Origin of the sequence: Terrisporobacter muris (assembly GCF_024621905.1) — a bacterium.
Taxonomy (GTDB): domain Bacteria; phylum Bacillota; class Clostridia; order Peptostreptococcales; family Peptostreptococcaceae; genus Terrisporobacter; species Terrisporobacter muris.
Genome location: NZ_JANKBY010000500.1, coordinates 1 through 1,831, shown reverse-complemented (window position 1 = coordinate 1,831; position 1,831 = coordinate 1). Strand labels below are relative to the sequence as shown.

Here is a 1,831-nt window from a genome sequence, read left to right as displayed (position 1 = left end):
ATCATAATATTTTATAAAAACAAATATTTTTCTTAACATTGTATAAAATATAAAAAATGCAAACAAATTTATTTGCTTGCAATTTTTTACATTAATTTTTAAACATTCAATATTATTTACTTATTAAACATATTTTAATTTTTTCATTATCATCATCAGTTGCATTATATGAAAACATCATATCATAAGTGTCACCTAAAATTTCATTTATCTTCATATTAACTTCATTTATAAATATCAATTCGTTTTCAATTAAATTTCTAGACATTTCATAAAATACTAAAGCTTTCTTTTTTACCTCTTCCCCTACAGTTGTATAAGTTTCTTCTGTAAGTGTTTTAGCTATTTCATCAATACTTACCTCTTTTTCAAACTCTTCTATAGAGTAAGATATGGCAGAATCCTTTGCAAAAATTTCTTTTAAGTCAGAATAGTCTATGGCTAAAAATAAATTTTCATCAACAGATTCTACAACTATATTTATTAAGTCTTGTACTTTTTCACTATTGTATTTATTTATTTTTATTTCTTTATCTAGACCCATATCATCTTTATTTTCTTTTAATGAACAGTCTAGCCCTATACATATTACTCTTCTCTCATTTGCCATAAATGAGATAGCTTTTACTATATCTTTTACTTTTGCTTCTTCACTACTATAAGATATAAATAAAATTTCAATACCATCTAATAATGATCTTACATATTCTTTATCCACATCTTGATTTAAATTTATTTCTTCAAAATTAAAGTTTTTCTCTAATTTATTTTTAAATGATTTTAAAGTTTTAATTCCCTCACTACCTACTCCTATAAACTTAGAATATTTCTCCTCCATAAATTGCCTCCTTGCAAAATTAATTATTTAAAATTTTTTTTATTCTACTGCCATATTTATTATTAACCATTTTAAATATAGGTAAACCTACAATAGTTATAACTACAAATTCTCCTAAAGCTACTTCAAAAGCTGATAGCGCAAAAGGTAGTCCAACAAACTTATATAACATCCATCCTATTATCAAAGCATTTATTATAGTTGGCCATATTGATGCTATTAATAAAGTGTATTTGTTTTTGCCAAAAAGTTTAGGTGTTAAATATACTAAAACACTACTAATTAATGTTGCTAATGTCCCAAATATTATGTCTGGAACTCCATAAGGACCTATTACATTTGCTAAGAAACAACCTAATGTTAATGCTACTATGTATTCTTTACTTAGTAAAGGTAAAAACATCAATATTTCTGAAACTCTAAATTGAATAGGTCCATAACTTATAAATCCTAATGCTAATGTTACTACACAATATATAGCTGCTATTATTCCAACTATAGCTACTTCCCTTGTTTTCTTAGTCATTTTATCCTCCAAAACATGATTTCATATTTATTTAATTATTATGCGACATGAACGATTATATTATAAATCAATAAATATCTCAATAAGATAATTTATAAGATTTAATATTTATTTCATTAATTAATCATATACATATATAAGTAATTTTACTTTTTAAGCAAGGTCGTTGCCTAAAGTGTAGTACCCACACAGTGACTTAAAGTGTTTAGCCGAAGCGTCGCTCAAGCAAAGCAAATTTTTTGATTCTTTTTATTGTTAAATTTAGATAGTAACAAAAGATTACTGTTAAACATGAGGTGATAATATGATAAAAAAACATAAAAAATTATTTAATATTGAAATAGAGCCTATTACTAGTATATTACTTATTTTAGCAACTATTATTGCACTGTATATATGTAATAGTCCCTACAAATACTTATATGATAATTTTTTTTATAACACTTATATAGTGAATGACTTTAGTT

At 24.1% G+C, this 1,831-nt stretch carries 2 protein-coding genes; both read right to left on the bottom strand.

Features of this window, described 5'->3' with window-relative positions; all coding sequences use genetic code 11:
• Positions 1-112 precede the first annotated feature (112 nt).
• Complete coding sequence (locus tag NSA58_RS19700; protein WP_074079354.1) at positions 113-838, bottom strand: hypothetical protein; 726 nt, start codon at positions 836-838, stop codon at positions 113-115.
• Positions 839-857: 19 nt separating this feature from the next.
• A complete protein-coding gene (locus tag NSA58_RS19695; protein ID WP_074429885.1) occupies positions 858-1,364 on the bottom strand; it encodes a QueT transporter family protein in 507 nt (168 codons plus the stop codon).
• Positions 1,365-1,831 lie beyond the last annotated feature (467 nt).